7 protein-coding genes are annotated in these 6698 nt (G+C 58.7%); 6 read left to right on the plus strand and 1 reads right to left on the minus strand.

Features of this window, described 5'->3' with window-relative positions:
• The first annotated feature begins 120 nt into the window (after positions 1-120).
• The 5 genes from ugpB (at position 121) to ugpQ (ending at position 5116) form a co-directional block, all read left to right on the plus strand.
• Positions 121-1434, plus strand: a complete 1314-nt coding sequence (ugpB, locus tag VE934_RS08160) for a sn-glycerol-3-phosphate ABC transporter substrate-binding protein UgpB (RefSeq protein WP_324886196.1) — start codon at positions 121-123, stop codon at positions 1432-1434.
• Between the two features lie 98 nt (positions 1435-1532).
• Positions 1533-2414 (plus strand): sn-glycerol-3-phosphate ABC transporter permease UgpA, encoded by an 882-nt coding sequence (gene ugpA, locus VE934_RS08165; RefSeq protein ID WP_324886198.1) that lies wholly within the window; start codon positions 1533-1535, stop codon positions 2412-2414.
• Entirely contained in the window at positions 2414-3268 is an 855-nt protein-coding gene (gene ugpE / locus VE934_RS08170) for a sn-glycerol-3-phosphate ABC transporter permease UgpE (protein WP_324886200.1), read from the plus strand. Before ugpA ends, ugpE begins: the two co-directional genes overlap by 1 nt.
• Before the next feature lie 8 nt (positions 3269-3276).
• The gene (locus VE934_RS08175; protein ID WP_324886202.1) at positions 3277-4293 is read left to right on the plus strand and encodes a sn-glycerol-3-phosphate import ATP-binding protein UgpC; all 1017 of its coding nucleotides are present in this window, start codon (positions 3277-3279) and stop codon (positions 4291-4293) included.
• An 85-nt stretch (positions 4294-4378) separates the two neighbouring features.
• Complete coding sequence (ugpQ, locus tag VE934_RS08180; RefSeq protein ID WP_324886204.1) at positions 4379-5116, plus strand: glycerophosphodiester phosphodiesterase; 738 nt, start codon at positions 4379-4381, stop codon at positions 5114-5116.
• A 34-nt stretch (positions 5117-5150) separates the two neighbouring features.
• Here the strand turns inward: ugpQ and VE934_RS08185 are convergent, their stop codons facing one another.
• A complete protein-coding gene (locus tag VE934_RS08185; protein ID WP_324886206.1) occupies positions 5151-5405 on the minus strand; it encodes an acyl-CoA-binding protein in 255 nt (84 codons plus the stop codon).
• 230 nt (positions 5406-5635) lie between these two features.
• Between VE934_RS08185 and VE934_RS08190 the strand changes: the two genes are divergently transcribed.
• On the plus strand, positions 5636-6698 hold a 1063-nt coding region (locus tag VE934_RS08190), incomplete at its 3' end, for a wax ester/triacylglycerol synthase domain-containing protein (protein WP_324886208.1).

The following is a 6698-nucleotide window of genomic DNA, read 5'->3' on the forward strand; positions in this document are numbered from 1 at the left end:
TCTGTCTTCGTGGAAACCCGCTTGTAAGGACGCGCGCATGTGGCTTAAATCCACTGTCACAAATCATTTTTAGACTAGACGGTTCGCCGTTCAATCAAACCGTTTCATCCAGGAGTTGTAATGAAAAAAAGCCTGACAGTCATCACTTTGGCTGCCTCCGCGCTACTCGCGCCTCTCGTCAGTCACGCCCAAACTGAAATCCAATGGTGGCATTCCATGGGCGGCGCCCTTGGTGAGTGGGTCAACGACCTGGCCAAAGACTTCAACGCCAGCCAAAAGGACTACAAGGTAGTGCCCACTTTCAAGGGCAGCTATGCAGAGTCGATGACGGCGGGCGTTGCAGCCTACCGTGCCGGCAACGCGCCACACATGATTCAGGTGTTCGAAGTTGGCACCGCGACCATGATGGCCGCCAAGGGTGCCACCGTGCCCGTCGGCAAGGTGATGGGCGACGCGGGCTTCAAATTTGACCCCAGCGTTTATGTGCCGGCTGTTTCGGGCTACTACACGGCACCCAACGGCCAGATGCTGAGCTACCCTTTCAACAGCTCGACCCCGGTTTTCCACTACAACAAGGACGCATTCAAAGCGGCCGGTCTGGACCCCGAGAAGCCACCCACCACCTGGCCGGAAGTGGCGCTGGCCGCCGCCAAACTCAAGGCTTCCGGCCACAAATGCCCCTTCACAACAGCCTGGATCAGCTGGACACAGCTGGAGAGCTTCTCGGCCTGGCACAACGTGCTGTACGCAACCAAAAACAACGGCTTCGGCGGCACGGACACGCGCCTCGCGTTCAACAGCCCGCTGCACGTGCGCCACATCGAAAACCTTGCCAACATGGCCAAGACCGGCCTGTTTGTCTACAAGGGACGTGAAAACAAGGCTGACGCCACTTTCGTTTCGGGCGAGTGTGCGATGGCTACGGGCTCGTCGGCCCTGGCCGGCAGCGTCAAGCGCAACGGCAAATTCGGCTACGGCACCGGCACCCTGCCCTACTACCCAGATGTGCAGGGCGCACCGCAGAACACCGTGATCGGTGGCGCCAGTATCTGGGTGATGTCGGGCAAGAAGCCTGAGGAATACAAGGCCGTCGCCGCTTTCCTCAACCACCTGTCCAAACCCGACGTCGCTGCCGCCAGCCACCAGCGCACTGGCTATCTACCTGTAACCAAGGCTTCGTTTGAGTTGACCGAGAAATCCGGCTTCTACAAGCAGAACCCCGGTGCCGATGTGTCGGTCAACCAGATGATTCGCAAGACCACAGACAAGTCGCGCGGCGTGCGCCTGGGCAACTTCGTGCAGATCCGCACCATCATCGACGAGGAACTCGAAGGCGTATGGCAAGGCAGCAAGGCTCCAAAAGAAGCTCTGGACAATGCCGTTAAGCGCGGCAACGAGCAGCTTGAGCGCTTCCAGAAAGCCAACAAGTCCTGATTCAGGCGGAGCGGTGCCCGGCACCGCTCTTTTCAAGCCAATATAGCTGCCGACCCCCGACCACCGGGATTCGGCAGCTATTATTTTTATAGCGTCTCATGGAAAAACGGGTTCTCTTCAAATCGGTCTGGCTGCCCTGGGTACTGATTGCCCCGCAGATGTCAATCATTCTGGTCTTCTTTTTCTGGCCCGCTGGCCAGGCGTTGTACCAGAGCGTGCTGCAGGAAGACGCTTTCGGCTCAACGCGGGAATTTGTCGGCCTCGAAAACTTCCGCCGCCTGTTCGGCGACCCTGCCTACATGGATTCCTTTCGCATCACAGCCGTCTTCTCCGCGCTGGTTGCGGTGGGTGGCCTGGCGATTTCGCTGCTGCTTGCGGTGATGGCCAACCGGGTGGTACGCGCCGCCGGCATTTACAAAACGCTGCTGATCTGGCCTTACGCGGTGGCCCCGGTGGTTGCCGGCGTGTTGTGGCTGATGATGTTCGCGTCCCCTTACGGCGTGATTCGTTACGCGCTGATTGAGATGGGTTTCAACTGGGACCACGTGCTCAATGGCAATCATGCGATGGCGCTGATCGTCATGGCGGCCATCTGGAAACACATCTCCTACAACTTCCTGTTCTTTCTGGCAGGGCTGCAATCAATTCCTCAGTCGCTGATCGAAGCCGCCACCATTGACGGCGCCAGCCCGTGGCGCCGGTTCTGGACCATCGTGTGGCCGTTGTTGTCGCCTACCACCTTCTTTTTGCTGGTTATCAACGTTGTGTATGCCTTCTTCGAGACATTTGCCATCGTGGATGCCGCCACCAACGGCGGGCCGGGCAAGGACACATCAATTCTGGTCTACAAGGTTTATTACGATGGCTTCAAGGCCATGGATATCAACGGTTCGGCCGCACAGTCGGTGGTGCTGATGGTCATCGTGATCGCGCTGACCGTGGTGCAGTTCAAGTACGTCGAGAAGAAGGTGAACTACTGATGGTCCAAAAAAATCCCATCCTCGATTTCTTCTCACACCTGATCCTCATCATCGGTGTGGTGGTTGTCTTCTTTCCGATCTACGTCACCTTCATCGGCTCGACGCAAACCGCCACGCAGATCATGACCAGCAACCCGATCTCCCTGATGCCGGGCAGCAACTTCATCGAAAGCTACCGTCTGGCCCTGTTCGGCGGCAAGACCGAAGCTGGGGCCAGCATAGGTGCGGCGGGCCCGATGATGTTGATCAGCCTGTCCAGTGCGCTGATCATCGCCATCGGGAAAATCGCCATTTCGCTGCTGTCAGCTTTTGCCATCGTCTACTTTCGCTTTCCCGCCAAGAATCTGGTGTTCTGGATGGTGTTTGTCACGCTGATGCTGCCAGTGGAGGTCCGCATCGGCCCGACCTATGAAGTGGTGTCCAACCTCGGCATGCTCAATACCATGCAGGGCCTGACGGTGCCACTGATCGCCTCGGCAACGGCCACCTTCCTGTTCCGCCAGTTTTTCCTGACAGTCCCTGACGAACTTGTCGAGGCCGCGCGGATGGACGGGGCCGGACCCATGCGTTTCTTCAAAGACGTGCTGCTGCCCCTGTCCAAAACCTCGATGGCGGCGCTGTTCGTGATCCAGTTCATCTATGGCTGGAACCAGTACCTCTGGCCACTGCTGGTGACCACCGACGAACGCATGTACCCCATCGTGATGGGTATCAAGCGCCTGATCTTCGGCGAGGTGTTTGTCGAGTGGAACGTGGTCATGGCCACAGCCATTCTGGCGATGTTGCCGCCGGCGATCGTTGTCATCCTGATGCAGAAATGGTTCGTCAAGGGCCTGGTAGACACTGAAAAGTAAAAAGATATATGGCTTCAATACAACTCAAAGACGTCGTCAAGAAGTACGGCAAGGGCAAGCAGGAACTGCAGGTGATTCACGGCGTCAATGCCGAGATTTCCGACCGCGAATTCGTTGTCATCGTCGGGCCCTCGGGCTGCGGCAAATCCACTTTGCTGCGCATGGTCGCTGGCCTTGAAGAAATTTCCGGCGGCGAGATTTCCATCGGCGGGCGCGTGGTCAACGATCTGGAACCGGCGGAACGAGACATCGCCATGGTGTTTCAGAACTATGCGCTGTACCCGCACATGAGCGTGTTCGACAACATGGCTTATGGCTTGAAAATCAGGAAGATGCCGATTGCCGAGATCAAACAGCGCGTCGACAAGGCCGCCAAGATTCTCGAACTCGGCCATCTGCTGGACCGCAAGCCCCGCGCACTGTCCGGCGGCCAGCGCCAGCGTGTGGCCATGGGCCGTGCGATCGTCCGCCAGCCGCAGGTGTTTTTGTTCGATGAGCCGCTGTCCAACCTGGATGCAAAGCTGCGCGTGCAGACGCGCCTGGAAATCCAGAAGCTGCACCGCGAGCTTGGCATCACTTCACTGTTTGTCACGCATGACCAGGTTGAAGCCATGACGCTGGCGCAACGCATGATTGTCATGAATGCGGGCCGCATGGAACAGTTTGGCACCCCGGAAGAGGTCTACAACCGCCCGGCCACCACCTTTGTGGCGAGTTTCATGGGCTCGCCCCCGATGAATCTGCTCAAACATGCGCCCAATGCCGACTTCGGCGGCAAAGCCGGCACCATACTGGGCATTCGTCCGGAGCATTTACGGATCGGCTCCAGTGGCTGGGCCGTGCAAGTGGACACGCTTGAAATGCTGGGTGCCGAACGGCTGGTTTATTGCCGTTTCGGGGACGAATTTCTGATTGTGCGCACGGATGAAAATCAGGCCGTCCCGCAGATTGGCTCAACCATTCATGTGGAGCCGCGTCCAGACCGCTTGCACTGGTTTGACGCGGAAAGTGGAAAGCGGCTTTGAATATGGCCCCCACGCTTTTCACTGCGTGTAAAACGCTGCCCCCCGAGGGGGCTGTGCCTGCTTGGGGCGGCCCGGCGCTGCGCACGTGAACGCCTGGCCATATCCACGGTGGATCGCGCATCGCGGCGCGGGCAAGCTGGCCCCTGAAAACACCATGGCCGCCTTCCGCGTGGGTGCTGCCCATGGCTACCGCATGTTTGAATGCGATGTGAAGCTGAGCGCCGATGGCGTGCCGTTTCTGATGCACGACGCGACGCTGGATCGCACCAGCACCGGCCATGGCATCGGTGGTGCGCAAAGCTGGGACGTGCTGTCACGACTGGACGCTGGTGGCTGGCACTCGCGCGCCTACGCGGGCGAACCGCTGGCAACACTGGAAAGCATTGCCGCTTTTTGCCTGAACAACAGCTATTTCCTCAATATCGAAATAAAACCCACGCCGGGCGAGGAAGCGCAAACCGGCGAGACCGTGGCAAACGCCGCAGCGCGCCTCTGGGCAAACGCTGCCGTCCCGCCGCTGCTGACTTCATTTCACCCTGAGGCACTGGACGCTGCCAAAGCGGCCCAACCGCAGTTGCCGCGCGGACTGCTGCTGGATGGTTTGTGGAAAGGATGGCTTGAAACAGCCCTTACGCTGGACTGCGCAGCCGTGGTTTGCAACCATGCGCTTTGGGACAGCTCTACCGTGCTGCAAGCCAAAAGCGCCGGGTTTCGCACGCTGAGTTACACCGTTAACGACGAATGGGCGGCCGAGCGCCTGTGGGATCTGGGAACCGACGGCATCATCACCGACAGGGTTGATCTTTTTTCACCGGGCAGCTGACTGCCCGTTTTCACTTTTCTTCAGCGCAAGCCGTTCAGCTTAGCGACTCGATCAGATCCACGTATTGCTGCATCGCATCGTCCTGGGACGTACCTTTGAGACTGTTCCATGCGTCCCATTTGGCTCTGGCCACCATGTCACCGAAACCGGGCTTTTTGTCCGCGTTGTCGCCGCTGCTGCCCTGTTTGTACAGTGCATAAATTTTCAGCAGGGTCGCATTGTCGGGCCGCTCGCTGAGGTTTTTTGAGTCGGCCATTGCCTTGTCGAATGCGGCTTTCAGATCTGCCATGAGGATGCTCCGGTTGGGAAGTTGATCACCAAAAATGGTGCTTGGGGTAACTGCCCGGTATCTTAGCTACAGCCTTGCCTGCAAAATAGGGAATTTCCCCCAGTCAAGGTTCATGAGCCGCAGGCTTTGCCAGTTTTCTCATGCCTGCCACTGTGGGGAGCTATTTTTTCCCAGAGACGGCCGGCGAAGAACGGTCGCTCTTTTTACTTCTAATAACAAGCGGAGCATTCATGGTCACACGCGTTTCAGCCCAGGCGGCCGGTAAAAAAGTCGCCAAGAACGTTCAGAAAAACGTGACGCGCGCCGTCTCCGGCACCCTGGGTCTTTCCGGTGAGCGCATGAGCAAGGTGGACACCGCCTGGCTACGCATGGACACGCCGTCCAACCTGATGATGATTGTTGGCGTGTGGGCTTTGCAACCTGGCGTCAAACATGCCGCAGTGGCGGAGCGGCTGGAAAGCAGCCTGCTGAAATACGGCCGCTTCAAGCAACGGGTGATTGAAGACACGGCAGGCGCCACCTGGGTGAACGACCGGAACTTTGATATCCACAACCACCTGATTGCCGAAAAACTGCCCAAGGCAGCCAAAGGCAGGGAGCAGGATGCGCTGCAGGACCGCGTGGCTGAGCTGGCCATGCAACCGCTGGACCGCAAACGCCCGCTGTGGCAAATCCATCTGATTGAGGATTACACCGGTCCCGACGGCGTCAAGGGCAGCGCGATGATTGTGCGCATTCACCATTGCATCGCCGACGGCATTGCGCTGATTTCCGTCACCATGTCGCTGGTGGATGGCGGCGCCGCGCCACCTGAACGCAAGAAAAAGGAGACCGGTGGCGGCGCAGAAGACTGGATTGCCGACACCCTCCTCAAACCCTTCACAGACCTCACGGTCAAGGCGCTGGGCGTGGCCGGAGAAGGCGCCGTCCGCACGCTGCACATGCTGGGAGATCCGCAAAAAGGAATGAATGGCTCGCTCGACATGGCCAAGGTCATGCTCCAGGTGCTCAAGGACGGGGCCGCCCTCGCGCTCATGCCCGACGACTCCAAAACCCGCCTCAAAGGCAAACCGGGCACTGCAAAAAAGGTAGCCTGGTGCCAGCCGATTCCGCTCGACGAAGTCAAGGCCGTTGGCAGGGCGCTGAACTGCTCCATCAACGACGTGCTGCTCAGCTGCGTGGCGGGCGCGATTGGCGAGTACCTCAAATCACACGGTGATGATGTGACCGGGCAGGAGATACGGGCGATGGTGCCGGTCAACCTGCGGCCCATGGAACAAGCCTACAAACTGG

This window comes from Polaromonas sp. (assembly GCF_035638815.1).
Taxonomy (GTDB): Bacteria; Pseudomonadota; Gammaproteobacteria; order Burkholderiales; family Burkholderiaceae_C; genus Polaromonas.

Excerpts from the sequence above, each read along its gene's own strand:
- VE934_RS08175 (WP_324886202.1), top strand. The coding sequence starts at position 3,277 with ATGGCTTCAATACAACTCAAAGACGTCGTCAAGAAGTACGGCAAGGGC.
- ugpB (WP_324886196.1), top strand. The coding sequence starts at position 121 with ATGAAAAAAAGCCTGACAGTCATCACTTTGGCTGCCTCCGCGCTACTC.
- ugpE (WP_324886200.1), top strand. The coding sequence starts at position 2,414 with ATGGTCCAAAAAAATCCCATCCTCGATTTCTTCTCACACCTGATCCTC.
- ugpA (WP_324886198.1), top strand. The coding sequence starts at position 1,533 with ATGGAAAAACGGGTTCTCTTCAAATCGGTCTGGCTGCCCTGGGTACTG.
- VE934_RS08185 (WP_324886206.1), bottom strand. The coding sequence starts at position 5,405 with ATGGCAGATCTGAAAGCCGCATTCGACAAGGCAATGGCCGACTCAAAA.